The following is a 17,721-nucleotide window of genomic DNA, read 5'->3' as shown; positions in this document are numbered from 1 at the left end:
AGCCATGGTTAACGTCCGGAAGCGGTACAACTTTGTCCGCTTTTCCTTAACCATCAGGCGGGGCGTCGATCGTTTCGGGCGAGCATCGGCCAAACGGTTCAGCAATGGCTAATTTCCCACTGATTATGGGGCAATTTATGTGCGTTGCGCCCTCAATGATCTACTTGTTAACGGTCGCGCGCGAAAGTATAGCGCCCTCGGGCAAAAGGCGGTCGTCTAGCGGCTTGGCCACTCGGCGACCGGGTGTTGGAGAGTGGGGATGGCTACAGTATTGGATCGTTACGACGAACCGGGTAAGATAGTGCCTGACGCAGCGAATGACGGCGCCGACGGTTACCGGCCAAGCGCCGACGAACCCTTCATGAACCCTAGGCAGCTCGAATATTTTCGTGAAAAGCTGCTGGCGTGGAAGGATGCGATCTATCGCGAAGCTGCCGGAACGCTGAATCAACTGCAGGCCGATTCGCTGCGCGAGGCCGATCTCACCGATCGCGCTTCGAGTGAAACCGACTGGTCGATCGAACTGCGCACGCGCGATCGTCAGCGCAAGCTGATCTCGAAGATCGACGCTGCGATTCGCCGGATCGACGAAGGCGAATATGGCTATTGCGAAGTCACTGGCGAGCCGATCTCGCTCGGCCGGCTCGAAGCGCGGCCGATCGCCACGATGACGGTCGAGGCGCAAGAGCGTCACGAGCGCAACGAGAAGGTCTCGCGCGAGGAATAGATACGATAGTAAGCGGCCGGGCGCCGCTTTTTTATGGCCGATATGGCCGCGGGCCCGGGACGTTTCGCTTTCGATAAGGATTGCTGGTGTATTCGGGCGCAATGAAATTAGCGTTCGAGTAGCGAGATGGACCAGATTTCCTACGACTCTTCCCAGACGCTTTCGGCGGAGGATTTTGCCGGGCAGCGTACCGGTTCGCGCGATAGCCTGATGCTGACCGCACAGTTTCGAGTGTCGGGCAGCGAGCAGATCGAGCAGGTCCGCGTACGCAATCTCTCGTCAGGCGGGTTGATGGCCGAATTTTCCGGACCCGTGTTGCCAATGACTCCCGTCGAGATCGAAGTGCGTGGCGTGGGCTGGGTGCGTGGGCATATTGCCTGGGCCACGGATGGCCGGGTTGGCGTGGCCTTCGAGCATGGCATCGATCCATTGTTGGCGCGCAAGCCCGTGGGAAAGGGGACCACTACTCCGGCGTACACCAAGCCAGTGCTTCCGCGTCGCTGACAATTCGCGCGACGGCGAGGCGAGGTGCAGCCCGTAGGCCACACCTCGCAAAGCAATATATGGAAAGAAAAAGCTGTGGATTGCCGGCTTAGCGGCCGAGCTCTTCCTTGACGCGCAGCTTGCGTTTCTTCAGGTCGGCTATCAGGATTTGATCGGGCAAGGGGCGCTGCGTCTCGGCAGCGATTCGCTGATCCAGCATCGTATGCTTGGCGTTAAGTGCCGCATGATGCGCGTTCTGCATGGAAGCGTTCCTCCTTATTTGGCGCCGGGGGGATTCAATAAATCAGCTTTTTGTGTGCTTGTCGCCTCCCCAAAATTGCGGGATCGACGGTTCGTCGAAAACGCGCGATGATCCGTTGCGGCGCCCCGCGCCTTGGTGCAGGTCCGTGTAGCTGGCTTAGGGGGCGGGATGGACGAGAGCGAGATTCGGGGCAGGCTCGAGGCACTGCGCATCGAGCATCGCGACCTCGATGCGGCAATCGATGCGTTGCTGGGCACCAGCACTGCGGATCAGCTTCAGGTCGCCCGCCTTAAGAAGCGCAAGCTCAAGCTGCGGGATGAGATCGCGATGTTCGAGGATCAGCTGATCCCCGACATCATTGCGTGACGCTCGGCACGGGATCGCAGGCTCCACGATATTAAGCATTTTGTTGCCGGCGCCCCTGTGGCATTTATCGGGAACATGACCGGAAAGCAGCACGCATCGCGGATCCACCGCAAACTGGTCGACTCCCTCTATGTCGAGGCGATGCTGCTCGCCGATGAGGCGCGGGCCTATTTCGACGTGGTCGGGCGGGACGAGCGCGAGGCGCTCGAGGCACTAAACCGAGTCGCCTTTTCCTGCGAGTTGCTCAAGGTGACGACGCGGCTGATGCATATCATCGCCTGGCTGCTCACCCAGCGCGCGGTCGATGCCGGCGAGCTCACCCCGCGCGATGCGCTGTCGCCGTCGCGTCGGCTGGGCGACGCGCCCGAGACGGACCCCGCGACCCTCGCCGCGATGCCGCGCCAGGCGCATGCGATCATCTCGACCAGCATCGAGCTGCATCGCCGGGTGGCGCGGCTCGACATTTCGCTGGAGGATCCCATCGCGCCCGGCAGCAGCCCTGCGCTCAGCATGATCGAGCGCCTCGCGGCGTCGTTCTAGACCTGCCGGCAGCGCTGCAGATTTAGAATAACGCTACCGAATCGCGGTCCGCGCCGCGGCATATTCGGTCTTCATTCGCTCGATCTTGACAGCGGCGGGCTCGATTGCGGTCACTGCGCCGATGCCCTGCCCCGATCCCCAGATTTCCTTCCAGGCTTTGGCCCCACCCAAGTTCATCGCGCTGGGATCGCTTTCGGGCAGCTTGTCGGGGTCAAGCCCCGCCGCCTCGATTGAGGCGCGCAGATAATTGCCGTGCACGCCGGTGAACAGGTTCGAATAGACGATGTCCGCCGCGCGGCCGGCGACGATGCCCTGCTTATAGGCGTCGACCGCGTTGGCCTCCGTTGTCGCGATGAACGGAGAGCCGATATAGGCTAGGTCGGCGCCGAGAACCTGCGCCGCCAGGATCGCACGACCCGTGGCGATCGCGCCGGAGAGGATCACTGGCCCGTCGAACCATTCGCGCACTTCCTGGACGAAGGGGAAGGGGTTGAGCCGACCGGCATGGCCACCGGCGCCGGTCGCGACGAGGATCAGCCCGTCGGCGCCTTTCTCGATCGCCTTGTGCGCGAAACGGTCGTCGATCACGTCGTGCAGCGTGATCCCCCCCAGCTGTGGACCGCGTCGTTGAGGTCGGGCCGTGCGCCGAGCGACGTGATCACGATCGGCACCTTCCACTTGGCGCAGGTGTGGAGATCGGCCTCGAGCCGGTCGTTCGAGCGGTGGACGATCTGGTTGACTGCGAACGGCGCCGCGGGCGCATCGGGATGGTCGCGATCCCAGGCGGCGAGCTCCTCAGTGATCCGGTGCAGCCATTCGTCGAGCAGGCTCTGCGGCCGCGCGTTGAGCGCCGGGAACGAGCCGACGATCCCCGCTTTGCACTGCGCGATCACCAGATCGGGCACCGAGATGATGAAGAGCGGCGATCCGATGACGGGAAGACGCAGGCGATCGAAGAGCGGGGGCAGGGCCATGGTAGGTTTTGTAGCGCAACGCAAAGGCGTGTCGAGCCCGAGGCGACCGACGCTACGGAAGCCGGGCTGGCGCCGAGGTGCAATCGCCCGCGAGGCTCAATCGACTCGCGTCAGCCCCCGGGCATATTCACGCTGCTTGGTCGCATAGAGAGCGGCAGACGCCTTGAGCATCGCCTTCTGCGTGTGGTCGAGTGGTCGCACTGCCCGCGCCGGGCTTCCGACAATCAGATGGCCGGCCGGAAAGACCTTGCCCTCGGTCACAAGTGCGCCGGCCCCGACCAGGCAATCTTCGCCGATCACCGCGCGGTTGAGGATGGTGGCGCCCATGCCGATCAGACAGCGATCGCCGATCGTGCAGCCATGCAGGATGGCGTGATGCCCCACTATCACGTCGTCGCCGACGGTGAGTGGCGCGCCTGGATCCGAGTGGAGCATGGCGCCTTCCTGGATGTTGGTCCGCGTGCCGACGAGGATCGGCGTGTTGTCAGCGCGGATCACGGCGCCAAACCAGACGCTGGCGAGCGCTGCGAGATGGACGTCGCCGATCAGGTCGGCGCTCGGCGCGACCCAGGCGTCGTCAGCGATATGGGGTTGCTGGCCGGCGATCGCGTAAAGCGGCACGGCTCAGAACAGCGCGGCGTCGAAGCCCTCGGGCAATGGCATGTGCAGTCCGAGCGCAAGTGCCAGCGCAACCGCCCCCATCAGCACCGCAAGCGTCGAAGAGAGCGAGAACAAGCCCCAGCCGACCATCGTCACCATCTGCGGGTTCGGTTTGGCGAGCTTATGGTTGCGCTGCATTGCCAGCAGCACGAAGCCTGTCGTCATCGCATACATGAACACGAAAAAGTCAGTCATCGATCCCACCCGAATTTCCCAAGGCCGGATTACCGCGACAAGGTTAACGCTTCAATGCCCCGAGACTACGGACTACCGCAGTGCAACGCGAATTGGTCTCGCCTTGCCCATGAGCCCGACTAAAAATTCAGCAAGCTTTCCACTTGCCGTCGGTGCCGGCGATGGGGCAGGGTCCGCGTTTTAGTAATTCTGCGTCACTGTGCGGATTTCCACGCGTTCTTGTGGGCTTCCGATTCGGGAGAATCGCGTGCCAGCCACGCAGAAGTTTCGCTTTCATCACTATTCGTCGGCCGACATCGCGCCAGGGCAACGCCACGAAGCCTGGGAAAACCGGTTCTGGCCGAGCCTCGCGCCGCTGTACGAGACGCGACCGCTGACTCCGTTCGGCGTTGAGAGCGCGCAGGTGCAGCTCGGCGAGGTCCAACTCATTTTCGCCTCGATCAGCGGACAGCGCTGGGAGCGTAGCGCCACGATTGCGCGCCGCCGCGAGCACGACGCCCTGGGGGTCAATATCAGCATCGACATCCATGCACAGGGCAGGATGGGTGCGCGCGATGTCGTCCAGGTACCCGGCGGTGCGATCCTCGTCGATCTCGCACAAGTGTCGGTCCACCAATCGACCGACGGCCTCTCGATCCAATTGCTGTTTCCGCGACGGATGGCGCTCGATGCCGGGCTGGACGTCGGCGAGCTACATGGCCTGATGCTGGCGCCGCATACTGCCGCGATGCTTGGCTCGCACGCGCTCCAGTTGCGCCAGGCGCTGCCGCACATGGAGGCACACCACGGCGTCTTTGCCGGCCGCACGCTGCTCGACCTGCTCGTCCTGGCGGTCCATTCGACCGGGCGGGCCGAAAGCGGCATGGCCGCAGCGCTCGCCTCCACCTTGGCGATGCGCGCGCGCAACGAGATCCGCGACAATCTCGGGTCGCCGATGCTCAGCGTCGCGACGCTCTGCCGACGTCTTCGGGTCTCGCGCAGCACGCTCCACCGCTTGTTCGATGAGGAAGGCGGGGTGCAGGCGCATATTCGCAACGCCCGTCTCGATGCCGCACGCGCCGCTTTGCTCGCCGGCGGCGTCGAGCGAATTGGCGACATTGCCGAGCGACTTGGCTTTAGCGATGCCGCCCATCTCAGCCGGCTGTTCCGCGCGCGTTTTGGCGAGACGCCAAGTGACTGCCGAGCGCGGGGATTTGCGGGCCGCTGACCGTGAAGGTTGAGTAGCGAGTCTATCGACCGGTCCTCGGCGCTCGAGAAAACGCCGAGTAGCACGGCGTCGTCGCAGCCGTCGCCGTGTCGTAGGCATGGCCCATGTTCGAACCGATATAGATCGGGTCGCCCGCCTCCAGGGTCATTGGATCGTAGACTTCGGTGTGGATGACGATGCGGCCGCTGGCGATGTGGATGAACTCCTCGCACGAATGATGGAGGAGATCGCCGAACTCCTCGACCGACTTGGCGCGCACGTGGGTGATCACCGGGATCGTTCGCTTCCGGTGCAGTTGGTGCAGAGGTAATAATGGTTGCAGTTCGCTGTGTGCACGTAGACCGCCGATGCTGCGCCGTTTGATCGCCGGCGGTTGGGCAGGCGAGTCATTCTCGGTGATAGCTTCGACATGCGGATATTGAGCCGCTGGCTGAGCTGAAGAAGCTTGTCATAGGTGAGCGTCAGCGGGTCATGCTCGACCCTTGATAGCGTCAACACGGAGATACCGCTGCGCGCGCTCATTTCCTTGAGCGCCCAGCCATTCCGGCTGCGCAGCCCCGCTCGCAAGGGCACGGTGATAACCTCGGACTCCAGTTATGACTGGAGGCGTTTTGGGGAGCAGGTCACTTGGTTTGACATTTTTCTGAACGGGATCATCACGTCTCAATCAAACTCAAGAGAGTGACGGCGCTGATATCGGCGACGGCTACGCCACCGGGCGCGAACTGGCCGAATATTTCCTGCCCCCCGGGGCCGTTGGGCGGCCTTGCCGGTATGCTGCTGGCGATGCTGACCTGGAGCGCGGCGGCCGCCACCACCTCCGCCTATGCGCGGGCGCGCTCGACTATCGCGCCTTCTTTACCGATCTGCTCGCCCAGCTTGGATCGCGTTCGAGATCGCGTATGTGCTGTTCGTCGTGCTGATCCTCGCGGTGTTCGGGGCAAGCGCGGGGCGATCGGCGCGGCGATGTTCGGCTGGCCGAGCTTTGTCGGCGCGCTGCTGCTCGCGATCGTCATCCTCGCCAGGGCAATTCCGCGGTCGAGGGCGTGTTTAAATATGTCTCCTTCCTGTTCTACGGCGTTTATGCGCTGCACCTGATTCTCAGCCTGGCGAAGTTTCGCGACCGCATCGCCAACGGCTTAGCCACCCCGCGACTTGGACCCGCTGGGCATCGGGCGGGGTGCCTTATTCCAGCTACACATCATCGGCGCAGCCGTTATTCTGCCGGTGCTCCGTCCGCCTGCCGGCTCGGCGCCAAGGTCGAGGCGCTGCGAAAGGCGACCGGCGCGCCCGGCATCACCGTGGCGATCGGAGAGTATCGCAAGACCGCGCTTGCTCGGGGCTAGGGCTTTCGCAAGCTCGGCGGCGCCGCCAAGGTCGAATCCGACACCATCTTTCAGACCAGATCGACCAGCAAGGCGATCACCGCCACTACGCTCGCCCTGCTCGTCGATCAGGGCAAGATCGGCTAAGGACGGCAAGATGATCGATTACATGCCGCGGTTCCGCATGGAGGATCCCTTCGTCACCCGCGAGATGACGATCCGCGACCTCCGCGTCCACCATAACGGGCTCGAGCCGGGGCGTGGGACCTAGTGTTTGTGCCCTGCGGCAGCCTCTCGCGCAAAGAAACGCTGCGGCCGGTCGCCTTCATCAAGCCGACGGCCAGTTTCCGCTCGGCTATGCCTGCTGCAACATCATCTACCCGGTCGCCGGCCAGCGGATCGAGGGGAGGCAGCGGCGGTAGCTTGAAAGCGATGATGGCTCAGGAAGCGCTTAAGCGTGGGGCGTGACGGATGCTACCGCCAAATATAGTGCACGTTGTGCGACGCCCGATCGCGCCTTCCCACACGCCCGGATCGGCGGCGCGGTGCGCGGTGGCAGGCCCAATTCGGTGCTCGACGAGCGCGAGGGGCTCGGCCGTGCTGCCTGCGGGCGGGCTCGGTCAGGCCGCGGCGTGCCGCTGATCGAGCCCCGACGTCGCCGGCGCTAAGCGAGCGCGAGACTTACCGCCGCTCTTTGCGCGGTACAGTGCCGCGTCGGCACGGGTGAGGGTTTGTTCTAGGTCGGCGTTCACATCGTGGAGTACTGCGATACCTATGCTGGCCGAGATCCGGATGGTGCGCTCGCCGATGCGATAGGGCGCACGAATTGCGCCAATCAGACGACGCGCAAGCAGCTCGGCCTCGCTGCCGTGCCGCACCTCTGCCTGGACCACGACGAACTCGTCGCCGCCGACGCGCGCCACGCAATCCTGCGCCCGGACCGCGTCCGCCAGCCGGGCCGCGACCTCGCGCAGCACCGCATCGCCGACCGGATGGCCATGGGTGTCGTTGACCGGCTTGAACCCGTCGAGATCGATGCAATGCACCGCGACCTGCGAGCCCGCCCGCGCAGCGGCCGCGCAGCTCTCGTCGAAACGCTCGCGCAGCAACAGCCGGTTGGCCAGGTTGGTCAGCGGATCGCGCTTGGCCAGGCATGCGAAGTCGTGCTCGGAAGTGAGGTGCCTGATCGTCGCGCGATACAGGTGACCGACGGTTTGCAGGCTCAGCGCCACGATGACGGTGAGCAGCAGCGCCTCCAGCAGATAGAGTTCGAGATGCATCGGCGCGACGGGATCGGAAAAGGCATGCGCGAACAGCCCGGCGATCGTCGGCGCGATGGCGAGCGCAAGGCTCGTCACGCAGATCACCGGCCGGACCGAAATCCGCGCCACGATGCCGGCGCCATAGCCAAAGACCAGACTGACGCTCAGGAGATGCAGCAGCGGCTCGTGATAGCAAAGGAGGCGCAGGTTGAAGCCCGCGAGCAACAGCGCGAACGCATAGCTTCCCACGGCATAGCGGCGCTCCCAACGACGCAAGGCGAGCCGGCCGGGTGCCGGATCGCGGTGATAGGCGACGAATGTCAACAGCCGCCCGGCGGTGACCACCCCACCCATCACCAAAAGGCCGATGATCGTCCAATCCCTGGTGGCGATAGCCGCCAAGATGCCGACCGCCAGAAAGGCAATCGCCAGCCCGAAGACCGGCAGCGTCATCCCGAAAAGAATATCGATGAGCTGGCGATACACCGGCTCGGGTACGGCGCGGGCCGCCCGGCTGCGGCGCACGGATTTCTGCAGGGAAAGGAGATCCGAACGTCGCATAGCGCGATATTCTGCAGTGCCGACCTTAATGCGGGTTCGATACCCGCCTCCGGTAAACTCCCGGGGGCGATCGCCCATCCTGCCCAATGTTTTGCGCTGCGGCACCGCGGCGCCCTTCGGGCGTTTGGATGCCGACGCGGGCATGCTGCCTGCCCTCAGGGAGAATTTCATGGCCGATCCCATCGACACCATCGCGAACGACACCCCCGTATCGAACGGCAAGACGGCGCTCACCGACGACATCCGCGCGCATTTTTCGGGCGACGCGCCGATCACGGAAAAGGCCAAGAGTTTCGCCAAGGCGCGGCCCTGGACCAGCGCGGCCTTTCTCGGCATCGCCGGGCTTGCCCTTCTCAACACCTTGCGCGGCCGACGCTGACGACGCTGTGCATGGGCAGCCTGACGGATCGGAAAAGCGGGGCAGGGGCGCATATCCAGTGAAATTCGATCAGGAGCGCCCTGCCAAGCCGGCCGGCGGGCAGGAGGCAATATCGTATGCCGGGCTTCCGCTCGCGATCGGGGTGCCGGTTCGCAACGAAGTCCAGCGGCTGCCGCGGCTGCTGGACGCGTTGCGCGCGCAGCATGGGGCGCCATGCTTTTCGCTATGCCTGTTCTTCGACGGCTGCACCGATGGAAGCGCCGAGCTGGTCGCGAGCCTGGCGCCTGGCCTGCCCTTCCCGGTGATAACCGAGGCGTGTGCAGACGCAGCTTCGCCCAATGCGGGCAGGGCACGCGCGCGGGCGATGCGATTGGCGATGGCAGCGGCGCCGGCGGGCCTGATCCTGACGACCGACGCCGACAGCGCGCCGGATTCCCATTGGGTTGCGGCCAATTGCGCCGCGCTGGCGGAGGCGGACATCGTCGCCGGCCGGATCACGCGCGATGCCACAGCGGATCACCAGCACCATGTCTCGCGCTATTTCGACCGGCTGCACGGTTTGCGCCGCAGCCTGGACCCGGTGCCCTGGGAGGACATGCACAGCCATCATTGGGGCAGTGGCGCGAGCCTGGGATTCCGCGCACCGGTGTATCGCGCGCTGGGTGGTTTCCCCGAATTGCCCAGCGGCGAAGATGCCGCGATGATCGATGCCGCGATGCGGGGCGGCTATCGTGTGCGCCGCGATGCGCGGGTGGAGGTCCGCACCTCCAGCCGGCGCGACGGGCGCGCGCCCGTAGGTTTCGCCACCGCGCTGGCGCATTTCGATGCCGCCGACCGGCTTCCGGAAGTGACGCATCCCGACGACGATGCGTGGCGCTTTGCGATGCAGGCCGAAGCCCGTGCCGCGTTCGAGCGCGACGACGTACGCTCCCTGGCACCGACCTTGCGCCTTTGCGAAGACGAGCTGCTGCGGACTGCGGCGGCGAGCGTGAATGGCGAGGCCTTTGCAGCGCGCATCGTCGGAGCGCCGCCGAACGGCATGCGGCTGGTCTCGCTCGACCATGCCGAGGCGCTGCTCGCCGCACGCGCGCCGGCGTTTCTCGCGGGCGCGGCATGAGCGCGGCAATCGATCGCGGCGAGATCGCTCGACTGACGTCGGAACTCGCCGAGCTGGCCGATCCGCCCACCCCTGAGGCTTTGCTGCGCCTGTTGCGCCTGCTCTACCGCATCGGGCGGGCCGACCTGCCGCTTGGCCGGCTGTTCGAAGGGCATGTCGATGCGCTGCAGATCGTCGCGCGTTACGGGACCGGGGCGCAGGCGAACGCGGCGGCCGCAATCGCCCGCGCCGGGGGCGCCTTCGGGGTGTGGAATGCCGATCTTCCGGGCGATCCGTTGCGCCTTGCCGACGGGCGGCTCGTGGGCGGCAAGGCCTTTGCCTCGGGCGCGGGCGTGCTCAGCCACGCGCTGGTGAGCATCGATGCGGACGGGCGGCGGCAGCTGCTCCTGCTGGACCTGACCGCGCTGCCGCCGGCAATCGACACCGAATGGTGGCGGGTGACGGGGATGCAGCGTTCGGAAACCCATCTCGTGCGCTGGGATGCCCCCTTTCCCGCCGAAGCACGCATCGGCGCGCCGGGGGACTATGTTGGCGAGCCGTGGTTCAGCGGTGGCGCGATCCGATTTGCCGCGGTGCAGGCCGGTGGCATTGCCGCGATCGTCGACCAGGTCCGCGCGCATCTTCTCGAATCCGGCCGCGCCGAAGATCCCCATCAGGCCGCGCGCCTTGCCGAGCTCTATCTCTGCGCCCAGGCCGCGGCCGATGCCGTCGCGGCTGCGGCCCGGGGTTGGCGCGTGGAGGAAAGCGAGGGGACGATTGCCCGCACCGCAGCTGCCCGCGTCGCGGTCTATCAGGCCGGCGAGCGGGCCTTGACGCTGGCGCAGGCGGCGATCGGGGTCCAGGCGATGTTCCTCGATCACCGGCTTTCGGCGACGCTTTCGGACCTCAACGTCTATCTTCGCCAGCCGGCGCCCGATGCGCAGCGCGCGCGCACCGGCGCCGCAGTTGCGGCGGGCCTGTTGTCGCCTTCGCTATGATATCCGCGACGACCCTGTCGCGCGGCCTGCTCGTGGTCGCGCCGCATCCCGATGACGAGACGATCGGCGCCTGGCAGCTGATCCGCACTGCGATGCGCGCCGGCGGGCGAGTCACCATCGTCGTGGCGAGCGATGGCGGCGCCTCGCATCCCGGCAGCGCACGCTGGCCGCACGCCAGGCTGGTGCGCGCGCGCCGCCGCGAGACCTTGCGGGCGATGCGGACGCTCGGGATCACGCCGCCCGCCGTGCATTTCCTCGATTTGCCCGATGGCGGACTTGCCGGACACGCGGGCGACCTGGACCGCGCGCTTGCGCTGGTGGCGGCGCGCCGCCGGGCAGGGGTGATCGTCGGGCCGGTGGTGGCGGATGCGCATCCCGATCATCGAGCCGTCGCCGAAGCGCTCGACAGGCGGCGGCGTAACGGCGGCCAACGGCTGGGCTATCAAGTGTGGCCCGAAGATCGGCGGCGCAGCCATCGCTGGCGGGTGCCGCTGGATGGCGCGGCGCGCGCTGCCAAGCGCCGCGCGGTGCTGAGCTATCGGACGCAGACGGGAACGATCACCGATGCCGTTGCCGGCTTCGCGCTGACCCACCGCCATTTGCGCGCCTTTGTCCGCCCGGCGGAATCTTTCGTGGCGCTGGCATGAAGCCGATCACGCTCGCGGGGTTCGCGGAAAAATTCGCGCAGGATTCCGATCCCTGGCAAACCTGGAAGAACCGGGACGAGGCGTGCAAGCGCGCCGCGATCCTCCACGCTCTGGCGCCCGGCGTCAGCGGACGCATGCTCGAGCTTGGCGCGGGCAACGGATCGAACAGCGCGGCGCTGGCGCGGCGGGCGCTGCGGCTCGATGCCACCGAGGCGACCGAGCAGGGCACCGAACTGGTCCGCACGGCGATCGCCGACCGCGCGCCGCGGGCACGGGCGTTCCGGCTCGTTGCCCCCGATCCGCCACCGCGGGCCCGCTATGATGCGATCGTCATCGCCGAGCTGCTGTATTATCTCAGCCCGCGCGACATGACGGTGCTGGCGCAGCAGGTGGCGGCGCGGCTGCGGCCGGGCGGCGTGCTGGTGCTCGCGCACCATCGCATCACCTTTTACGATTTCGCGCAGCATGCCGAGGGCATCCATGCGCGCTTCCTGCACGCGAGTGGGGCCGACTGGACGTGCCGCATCGTGCGGCGGACGGCGCGCTGGGGCGTCCTGTCGTGTAGATTGCGCTGAGCGCGGAGCCATTTGCCCGCTCGTGCGCTGATAGTCCGACTGCAAAGAAGGACATGAACATGAGCATCGAAGGCAAGCTCAAGGAAGCCGCCGGCTTCGTGAAGGAAGAGATTTTCGAGCATGGCGATTCGCCCGAGGCGAAGCGCAAGGCGCAGGAAGGCCGCGATCTGCGCAACGAAGGCCGGATCGAGGATGGCGAGGCGCCGAAGACCACCGAACCCGGCACCGGCCAGTAACGCGCCGAACTCGGCAAACAGAAACCCCCGCTTCGGCGGGGGTTTTTTGTTGGCTTCTGCCAAAAGGCGACGGCCGGATCGCTCCGGCCGTCGTTCGAGGGTTATTTTGCGTCGAGATCGACTGCCATCTCGCGCGGCCAATGCCGCAGCGCGCCGCACGCCGCGACAAAGGCATTGGCGTCCTTGGCGGTGGCAAGCGGCAGGCAGGCTTCGTCGAGATCGTCGGCAATGCCCGCCTTTTCGAACAAGAGCTGCGCTTCCTTGCTCAGCCCGATGAACTTGCAATGGGCAAAAGCATCGGTGACGAAGTCCTTGGCGGCGGCATCGCCGGCGAGAAGCGCGGCGCCGGCATCCGAGACCAGCACGGCGACGGCGTCGAACAGGACCGAGGGACCGCCATCGACCTTGTGCTTCGCCGCGACGCTGGTGCCGTCGGAGAGCGTGGCGCCGGCGATCTTGGGGGCGATCACCTCATAGACGGCGCCGGCCTTGTCGACTGCGCCGATCAGCGCCTTGAACAGCGCGGCGTCGGCGCCGTCGGTGAGCAGGATGCCGAGCTTGCGGCCCTCGAAGCTGCCCGGACCGTTCTTGGCGATGCTGAGCGCGTCGGACGGCGGCAGGTCCATGATCGTCGGGCGGGCCGCCTGGGCGGGTTCGGGCAGGTCGATGCCGAGCCCGTCGGCGACGGTTGCCGAGAGCGTCTCGTCGATGTTGCGCAGGTGCGAGACGATCCGCGATCGGATGTCGGGCCGCTCGACCTTGCTCAGCTCGAACACCAGTGCGTCGCCGATATGCTTCTGCTCGATCGGCGCTTGGCTGGTGAAGAACTGGCGGGCCTGGCTGTAATGGTCGGCAAAGCTTTCCGATCGCACGCGCTGCTTCGGGCCGTCCGCGGCCTCGGCATAGCTGGTAAAGCCGCGCACCGGATCCTCGCGCGGGCCGCCGGCAGTCGGTCCCCAGCTATTGGGCTCGTAATTGGCGCGGCCCTTGGGATTGCGCATCGCCATGTGGCCGTCCTGCTGGAAATTGCCCATCGGGCATTTCGGCGCATTGATCGGCAGATGGGTGAAGTTGGGCCCGCCGAGGCGCTTGAGCTGGGTGTCGAGGTACGAGAAGTTGCGCCCCTGGAGCAGCGGATCGTTCGAGAAATCGATCCCCGGCGGCACATTGTGCGTGAGGAACGCGACCTGCTCGGTCTCGGCGAAGAAATTGTCGACGACGCGATCGAGCACCAGCCGGCCGACGATCCGCACCGGCACCAGCTCTTCGGGGATGATCTTGGTGGGATCGAGCACGTCGAAGTCGAAGCTGTCGGCAAAATCATCGTCGAACAGCTGGACGCCGAGTTCCCATTGCGGGAAATCGCCCGAATTGATCGCATCCCACAAGTCGCGGCGATGGAAATCGGGATCGGCGCCGTTGATCTTCACCGCTTCATTCCACGCGACCGACTGGAGGCCCGCCTTGGGCTTCCAGTGGAACTTGACGAAGGTCGACTTGCCCTCGGCATCCAGCAGCCGGAAGGTGTGGACGCCAAAGCCCTCGATCGTGCGCAGCGAGCGCGGGATCGTCCGATCGGACATGATCCACATGACCATGTGCATGCTCTCGGGCGTGAGGCTGATGAAGTCCCAGAAATTGTCGTGCGCGGTCTGCGCCTGGGGAAAATCGCGATCGGGCTCGGGCTTGGCGGCGTGGATCAGGTCGGGGAACTTGATCGCGTCCTGGATGAAGAACACCGGGATGTTGTTGCCGACGAGATCCCAATTGCCTTGCTGGGTGTAGAGCTTGACCGCGAAGCCGCGCACGTCGCGGGCGAGATCGGGCGAGCCTTTCGAGCCGGCGACCGTCGAGAAGCGGACAAAGGCCGGGGTGCGCTCGCCGACGCGCTGGAAGACGTCGGCGCGGCTGACATCGGCGAGGCTGTCGGTGAGCTCGAAATAGCCGTGCGCGCCATAGCCGCGGGCATGGACGACGCGCTCGGGAATGCGCTCATGGTCGAAATGGAAGATCTTCTCGCGGAAATGGGCGTCTTCGAGCAGCGTCGGGCCGCGCGGGCCCTGCTTGAGGCTGTTCTGGTCGTCGGCGACGGGGATGCCGTGCTGCGTGGTCAGCACCGCGACCTCGCCCTGCGCGGTCTGATGGGTCTCGCCGCCGCTGCCCTGGGTCTCGCCATAGACATGCGAAATCGCCGCATCGGCGGGCGGCAGCGACGCCTTTTGCGGCGACTCCCCGCCGATATCGGCGCCGCCCGGATCGGCCGCGGGCTTGGCATTTTTCGGCTTTGCAGAAGGCGCAGGGGTCTTGGGCATGGCAGCGGTCCTTGTCGATAGGGGCAAAAGGCGACCTTGCCCGACGGACAGGCTTTGGCGACGCCGGGGCGTAGTTACGGGTCCAAACCCCGGAGGCACGGCGAAGTTGCTGCGGCGCGGACCGGCTTAACCTGGATCATCACGATTTATCCGGGCCGGCGGCGGGGCGGGGCGGGGCGGCAGGGGCAGGAAATCCTTGTCAGCGCCGCCAGGACGTGACCAACGTCCAAAGGCCACCGCCTGGCCCGTCCTCATTTTGCCGCCACAGGAACTCCGCATCCCCCACATTAGACGAACGCGCCGCGCACGCGCACACCGCACGATCTGTATCCCTGCGGCGACATCGATAGCGGCGACCGCATGATGCCCGTCGAGCGCATCGACACCGCGGACATTCCCGGGGGAGGCCAGCTGCACCTGATGCGGTGCGGCCCGGACTTCTCGATCCAGTTCGGCGAAGACGAACTGATGGGCAGCCTGGATTTCGGATCCGAAAAGGCGCTGGCCACGCTGGCCTGCGAGCGGATGGGGCTGCAGCAGGATCGCGTGCTGATCGGCGGCCTGGGCATGGGGTTCACGCTGCGCGCCGCCCTGGCGATCTTGCCCGCCCATACGTCGATCGTCGTGGCGGAGCTGGTCCCCAAGGTCGTGACATGGGCGAGCGGCCCGTTGACGCATCTCTTCGGCGACACGCTCGCCGACCCGCGCGTCGAGCTCGAGATCCGGGACGTGCACGACGTCATCGTCAACGCCCCCCAGGGCTTCGACGCGATCCTGCTCGACGTCGACAACGGGCCCGACGGATTCATCCAGGACGCCAATGACCGCCTATACTGCAATTGGGGCCTGCGCGCCGCCTTTGCCGCGTTGCGCGCGGGCGGCGTGCTGGCGATCTGGTCGGCCTATGCGGACGACGCCTTTGTCGACCGGCTACACAAGGCCGGATTTATGGTAGACGAAGTGCGGGTGCCCGCGACCATCGGGCGCGAACGCACGCCCTATACGATCTGGCTCGCCGCCAAGCCCCGATAGAACGCCGCGCCCCCGCGACGTTACGCCCCACTCGCGCGAAAACCGCCGAGACCAGCTAAAAGAGACCCGTTACCGATGGGATTGTCCCGCATCTTCTCCCTCGCCTCGAACGACATGGCGATCGATCTCGGCACCGTGAACACCGTCGTATGCGTGCGCGGCAAGGGCATCGTGCTCAACGAGCCGTCGGTCGTCGCGCTCGAGACCGTGGACGGCGTTTCCCGCGTCTGCGCGATCGGCGCGGAGGCGAAGCTGATGCTGGGCAAGACGCCCGAATACATCCACACCGTCCGGCCGATGCGCGACGGCGTCATCGCCGACATCGACATTGCCGAAAAGATGATCAAGCATTTCATCGACAAGGCGCATGGCGGCCCCAGCCGATTGCCGCGCCGCCCGACGATCGCGATCTGCATCCCGTCGGGCGCGACGATGGTCGAGCGCCGCGCGATCCAGCAGGCCACTTCCAACGCAGGCGCCAGCAAGGTGCATCTGATCGAGGAATTGATGGCGGCGGCGATCGGGGCGGGCCTGCCGGTGACCGAACCGATCGGGGCGATGGTCGTCGATATCGGCGGCGGCACTACCGAAGTCGCGATCCTGTCGCTGCGCGGGCTGGCCTATAGCAATTCGGTGCGGGTGGGCGGCGACCGCATGGACGACGCGATCGCATCGGGCATTCGGCGCCGGCACAATCTGATGATCGGCGAATCCACCGCCGAGCGGATCAAGGTCGAGATCGGCTCGGCCAAGGCGCCCGCGGACGGGCAGGGCAGGCTGATCCGAGTGCGGGGGCGCGACCTGGTAAACGGCGTTCCGGCAGAAATCTCGGTGAGCGAAGCCGATGTCTCCGCATTTCTGAGCGATCTGGTGGGGCAGATCGTCCAGACGGTGCTCTCGGCGCTGGAGAAGACGGGGCCCGAACTGGCGGCGGATCTTTGCGATCAAGGGATCGTCATGACCGGCGGCGGAAGCCTGCTGGCACGGCTGGACGAAGTGCTTGCGGAAGCGACCGGGCTGCCGGTCATCGTTGCCGAAAACGCATTGACCTGCGTGGCGATCGGCGCGGGCCGCGCGCTGGAAGACCCTGTCTATCAGGGCGTGATGACCAATTCCTGACCGCCCGCACGCCCACATCTGCCCACATCTGATGCCGCACGCTTGATCCAGTCTCGGCTCCTGGCCCTTCGACACCGCAAAAAGGAGCTTTCAATGTCGCGAGTCCCCGTCCGCCCCTATCTCATCCTCAAGGACGAGCAGGGCGTATTCCGCATCACCGTCCGCACCACACGCTATAATTCGCAAGGCTATCCGCTGGTATCGTCCGAAGTGCTGGAGGATGGTTTCCGCACCCAGGCCGCGGCGCGACTCTTCGTGCGCGAGCAATTCCGCGGCGAGGCAGCGGACGTGGCAACCAAATAGCGGCACGGCCGCCGGCAACCGCGGCATAGCCGCACTGCCCGACATCGACGCGCGCACGCCGCGTGCCCAACATCGGCGCGCGTGCGCCGCGGACGGGGAACCGCGACTGCGTTCCCGCCCCATCGGCGCGCGAAATTTTCTCCGCACTGCAATCCCTACTCAAATGAGGAGCGCGGTGCCGCTCGGGTTGCTCCACGACAGCGGCAACGATCGAGCCGGCACAGTGCCCCGGCCCGCTCGCAACGCATCGAGTGGAGTAAAGATGTGCAACCGCATCAAAGGCGCCTCCGTGCCGCGCGTGATCGCGCCATGCTGCCGGGGCCCGCGCGGGGCCCGTGACGGGCCGGTCCATTCGGGCAGGGCGATAGCGATCGCTTCCGCCAGTTCGCCTTCCAAGCGAACCGAGCAGCGCCGGCCGAGCGATCGCCTCCACCGTTAGGTGGAGGCGGCCGGCGCGGGGAG

General features: G+C 66.1%; 23 protein-coding genes and 1 pseudogene. 16 read left to right on the top strand and 8 right to left on the bottom strand.

Translation table 11 applies throughout. The features are described 5' to 3' along the window. Nucleotides 1-259: 259 nt before the first annotated feature. Nucleotides 260-727: an RNA polymerase-binding protein DksA gene (dksA, locus tag AB2M62_RS08725; RefSeq protein WP_404339448.1), complete on the top strand. Its 468-nt coding sequence runs from the start codon at nt 260-262 to the stop codon at nt 725-727. 126 nt (nt 728-853) lie between these two features. Continuing rightward, complete coding sequence (locus AB2M62_RS08720; RefSeq protein ID WP_404339446.1) at nt 854-1,231, top strand: PilZ domain-containing protein; 378 nt, start codon at nt 854-856, stop codon at nt 1,229-1,231. Nucleotides 1,232-1,319: 88 nt separating this feature from the next. Here the strand turns inward: AB2M62_RS08720 and AB2M62_RS08715 are convergent, their stop codons facing one another. Beyond that, complete coding sequence (locus tag AB2M62_RS08715; RefSeq protein WP_404339444.1) at nt 1,320-1,472, bottom strand: YdcH family protein; 153 nt, start codon at nt 1,470-1,472, stop codon at nt 1,320-1,322. Between the two features lie 168 nt (nt 1,473-1,640). Here AB2M62_RS08715 and AB2M62_RS08710 point away from each other — a divergent pair, with 168 nt between their 5' ends. Together AB2M62_RS08710 and AB2M62_RS08705 are read left to right on the top strand one after the other, a co-directional pair. Further along, a complete protein-coding gene (locus AB2M62_RS08710; protein WP_404339442.1) occupies nt 1,641-1,838 on the top strand; it encodes a YdcH family protein in 198 nt (65 codons plus the stop codon). A 75-nt stretch (nt 1,839-1,913) separates the two neighbouring features. Further along, nucleotides 1,914-2,378 carry a DUF1465 family protein gene (locus tag AB2M62_RS08705; RefSeq protein ID WP_404339441.1) on the top strand — a complete coding sequence of 155 codons (465 nt, stop codon included), beginning with the start codon at nt 1,914-1,916 and terminating at the stop codon, nt 2,376-2,378. 33 nt (nt 2,379-2,411) lie between these two features. Here the strand turns inward: AB2M62_RS08705 and AB2M62_RS08700 are convergent. The 3 genes and pseudogenes from AB2M62_RS08700 to AB2M62_RS08690 form a co-directional block, all read right to left on the bottom strand. Further along, a pseudogene (locus AB2M62_RS08700) lies at nt 2,412-3,352 on the bottom strand (NAD(P)H-dependent flavin oxidoreductase). Nucleotides 3,353-3,448: 96 nt separating this feature from the next. Further along, nucleotides 3,449-3,973 carry a gamma carbonic anhydrase family protein gene (locus AB2M62_RS08695; protein WP_404339439.1) on the bottom strand — a complete coding sequence of 175 codons (525 nt, stop codon included), beginning with the start codon at nt 3,971-3,973 and terminating at the stop codon, nt 3,449-3,451. Nucleotides 3,974-3,976: 3 nt separating this feature from the next. Continuing rightward, on the bottom strand, nt 3,977-4,207 hold the full coding sequence (locus tag AB2M62_RS08690; RefSeq protein ID WP_404339437.1) for a hypothetical protein: 231 nt from the start codon (nt 4,205-4,207) through the stop codon (nt 3,977-3,979). 247 nt (nt 4,208-4,454) lie between these two features. Between AB2M62_RS08690 and AB2M62_RS08685 the strand changes: the two genes are divergently transcribed. Further along, nucleotides 4,455-5,414 carry a helix-turn-helix domain-containing protein gene (locus AB2M62_RS08685; protein WP_404339435.1) on the top strand — a complete coding sequence of 320 codons (960 nt, stop codon included), beginning with the start codon at nt 4,455-4,457 and terminating at the stop codon, nt 5,412-5,414. 22 nt (nt 5,415-5,436) lie between these two features. Here AB2M62_RS08685 and AB2M62_RS08680 read toward each other — a convergent pair whose 3' ends face one another. Both AB2M62_RS08680 and AB2M62_RS08675 read right to left on the bottom strand, forming a co-directional pair. Then, nucleotides 5,437-5,685 carry a hypothetical protein gene (locus AB2M62_RS08680; RefSeq protein WP_404339433.1) on the bottom strand — a complete coding sequence of 83 codons (249 nt, stop codon included), beginning with the start codon at nt 5,683-5,685 and terminating at the stop codon, nt 5,437-5,439. Continuing rightward, complete coding sequence (locus AB2M62_RS08675; protein WP_404339431.1) at nt 5,682-5,936, bottom strand: hypothetical protein; 255 nt, start codon at nt 5,934-5,936, stop codon at nt 5,682-5,684. The genes AB2M62_RS08680 and AB2M62_RS08675 overlap by 4 nt, the downstream gene beginning before the upstream one ends. Nucleotides 5,937-6,460: 524 nt before the next feature. Between AB2M62_RS08675 and AB2M62_RS08670 the strand changes: the two genes are divergently transcribed. Both AB2M62_RS08670 and AB2M62_RS08665 read left to right on the top strand, forming a co-directional pair. Then, a complete protein-coding gene (locus tag AB2M62_RS08670) occupies nt 6,461-6,760 on the top strand; it encodes a hypothetical protein (RefSeq protein ID WP_404339429.1) in 300 nt (99 codons plus the stop codon). A gap of 45 nt (nt 6,761-6,805) precedes the next feature. Continuing rightward, nucleotides 6,806-6,886, top strand: coding sequence for a hypothetical protein (locus AB2M62_RS08665; protein ID WP_404339869.1), 81 nt, complete (start codon nt 6,806-6,808; stop codon nt 6,884-6,886). Nucleotides 6,887-7,359: 473 nt separating this feature from the next. Here the strand turns inward: AB2M62_RS08665 and AB2M62_RS08660 are convergent, their stop codons facing one another. After that, complete coding sequence (locus AB2M62_RS08660) at nt 7,360-8,733, bottom strand: diguanylate cyclase domain-containing protein (RefSeq protein WP_404339427.1); 1,374 nt, start codon at nt 8,731-8,733, stop codon at nt 7,360-7,362. Between AB2M62_RS08660 and AB2M62_RS08655 the strand changes: the two genes are divergently transcribed. The 6 genes from AB2M62_RS08655 to AB2M62_RS08630 are packed head-to-tail and all read left to right on the top strand — an operon-like array spanning nt 8,732 to nt 12,493. Continuing rightward, nucleotides 8,732-8,941, top strand: a complete 210-nt coding sequence (locus AB2M62_RS08655) for a hypothetical protein (protein WP_404339425.1) — start codon at nt 8,732-8,734, stop codon at nt 8,939-8,941. The two genes, AB2M62_RS08660 and AB2M62_RS08655, sit on opposite strands and share 2 nt — an antisense overlap. A 58-nt stretch (nt 8,942-8,999) precedes the next feature. Further along, nucleotides 9,000-10,058 carry a glycosyltransferase gene (locus AB2M62_RS08650; protein WP_404339423.1) on the top strand — a complete coding sequence of 353 codons (1,059 nt, stop codon included), beginning with the start codon at nt 9,000-9,002 and terminating at the stop codon, nt 10,056-10,058. Further along, entirely contained in the window at nt 10,055-11,035 is a 981-nt protein-coding gene (locus AB2M62_RS08645) for an acyl-CoA dehydrogenase (protein WP_404339421.1), read from the top strand. Before AB2M62_RS08650 ends, AB2M62_RS08645 begins: the two co-directional genes overlap by 4 nt. Next, on the top strand, nt 11,032-11,682 hold the full coding sequence (locus tag AB2M62_RS08640) for a PIG-L deacetylase family protein (protein WP_404339419.1): 651 nt from the start codon (nt 11,032-11,034) through the stop codon (nt 11,680-11,682). Before AB2M62_RS08645 ends, AB2M62_RS08640 begins: the two co-directional genes overlap by 4 nt. Further along, entirely contained in the window at nt 11,679-12,257 is a 579-nt protein-coding gene (locus AB2M62_RS08635) for an SAM-dependent methyltransferase (protein ID WP_404339417.1), read from the top strand. The genes AB2M62_RS08640 and AB2M62_RS08635 overlap by 4 nt, the downstream gene beginning before the upstream one ends. 59 nt (nt 12,258-12,316) lie before the next feature. Continuing rightward, the gene (locus AB2M62_RS08630) at nt 12,317-12,493 is read left to right on the top strand and encodes a hypothetical protein (RefSeq protein ID WP_404339415.1); all 177 of its coding nucleotides are present in this window, start codon (nt 12,317-12,319) and stop codon (nt 12,491-12,493) included. A gap of 101 nt (nt 12,494-12,594) precedes the next feature. Here AB2M62_RS08630 and AB2M62_RS08625 read toward each other — a convergent pair whose 3' ends face one another. After that, nucleotides 12,595-14,805, bottom strand: a complete 2,211-nt coding sequence (locus AB2M62_RS08625; RefSeq protein WP_404339413.1) for a catalase — start codon at nt 14,803-14,805, stop codon at nt 12,595-12,597. A gap of 363 nt (nt 14,806-15,168) precedes the next feature. Here AB2M62_RS08625 and AB2M62_RS08620 point away from each other — a divergent pair, with 363 nt between their 5' ends. The 3 genes from AB2M62_RS08620 to AB2M62_RS08610 all read left to right on the top strand — a co-directional run bounded on the left by AB2M62_RS08620 (nt 15,169) and on the right by AB2M62_RS08610 (nt 17,259). Continuing rightward, complete coding sequence (locus AB2M62_RS08620) at nt 15,169-15,837, top strand: spermidine synthase (RefSeq protein ID WP_404339411.1); 669 nt, start codon at nt 15,169-15,171, stop codon at nt 15,835-15,837. A 75-nt stretch (nt 15,838-15,912) separates the two neighbouring features. After that, complete coding sequence (locus AB2M62_RS08615; protein WP_404339409.1) at nt 15,913-16,956, top strand: rod shape-determining protein; 1,044 nt, start codon at nt 15,913-15,915, stop codon at nt 16,954-16,956. A 93-nt stretch (nt 16,957-17,049) separates the two neighbouring features. After that, nucleotides 17,050-17,259, top strand: coding sequence for a hypothetical protein (locus tag AB2M62_RS08610; protein WP_404339407.1), 210 nt, complete (start codon nt 17,050-17,052; stop codon nt 17,257-17,259). Nucleotides 17,260-17,721 lie beyond the last annotated feature (462 nt).

Source organism: Sphingomonas sp. MMS12-HWE2-04, assembly GCF_044881185.1.
Classification (GTDB): Bacteria; Pseudomonadota; Alphaproteobacteria; order Sphingomonadales; family Sphingomonadaceae; genus Sphingomonas.
This window is presented reverse-complemented; position numbering and strand designations above follow the sequence as displayed.